The following is a 1,086-nucleotide window of genomic DNA, read 5'->3' as shown; positions in this document are numbered from 1 at the left end:
CCCTGCAGGGGTGTTTGGTGATGGTTTGCCGGGCGGGCTGGTCTGGGATTGCCGGGTCGAATGTGGCTTGACGTTTCTCGCGTGACAGCGGGCATTGTGAATCAGCCCGTTTCCGCCAGTTCGCTCCTGTCTGATCCCAAGGCGCCCCCGCTTGGCACCGTTTGCGCCCTGGGGAGACACCGTGCCTGGCGGTACTACCGAAACATGAAGCGACACCGCCCCTATCCCAGCGACCTGTCCGACGCCCGCTGGGAACTGCTGGAACCCACTCTCTCAGCCTGGCGGGCCGAGCGACGAAGCAAGGGCCTGCACATCGGACGCCCACCCGGACACGACCTGCGCCGCATCATGGACGCCGTCCTGTACGTCGACCGCACCGGAATCCCCTGGCGCTACCTCCCGCACGACTTCGCACCCTGGGAAACGGTCTACGGCTACTTTGCCGCCTGGCAGAAAGAGGGCGTCTTCGACCAACTCAACGGCCTGCTCCGCCGACAGGTTCGGCAGGCCGAAGGGCGGAATGCCGAGCCCAGTGCCTGCGTGCTGGACGCACAAAGCGTCAAGACCTCAGCCAACGTGCCCGCGGCCGGCCAAGGCATCGACGCAGGAAAGAAGATCGCAGGCCGCAAACGCCATCTCGGTGTCGATGCCCTCGGTCTCCTGCTCGCCGTCTGGGTGACCGCCGCGAGCGTTTCCGACAACGCCGGCGGCATCCACGTACTGTCCCGCATCGCTGCCGAGAACCCCCGCGTCACCAAGGCCTGGGCCGATAGCGGCTACCGGACGAAGGCCATCGATCACGGCGCCCGCCTGGGCATCGATGTCGAGGTTGTCCAGCGCGACCCCGGCGTCAAAGGATTCACGGTGATCCCCCGACGCTGGGTTGTCGAGCGGACCTTCGGCTGGCTCATGCACCACCGCCGCCTCGCCCGCGACTACGAGACCCACCCCCACCGCTCCGAAGCCATAATCCACGTCGCGATGATCAACCTCATGAGCCGACGACTCACCCGAGAATCCACCCCGAACTGGCGCGACACCTGAACCTCGAACCAAACACCCCTGCAGGGGCAAAACGCTCTTTCA

General features: G+C 65.7%; 1 protein-coding gene. It reads left to right on the top strand.

Going from position 1 to position 1,086, the window contains the following annotated elements; genetic code table 11:
• The first annotated feature begins 204 nt into the window (after nt 1–204).
• Nucleotides 205–1,044: an IS5 family transposase gene (locus ACFU5O_RS37490; protein WP_384247515.1), complete on the top strand. Its 840-nt coding sequence runs from the start codon at nt 205–207 to the stop codon at nt 1,042–1,044.
• Nucleotides 1,045–1,086 lie beyond the last annotated feature (42 nt).

This window comes from Streptomyces sp. NPDC057445 (assembly GCF_042802855.1).
In the GTDB taxonomy this organism is placed as follows: domain Bacteria; phylum Actinomycetota; class Actinomycetes; order Streptomycetales; family Streptomycetaceae; genus Streptomyces.
The sequence above is the reverse complement of the archived record's forward strand: the minus strand, read 5'-3'. Positions and strand labels throughout refer to the sequence as shown.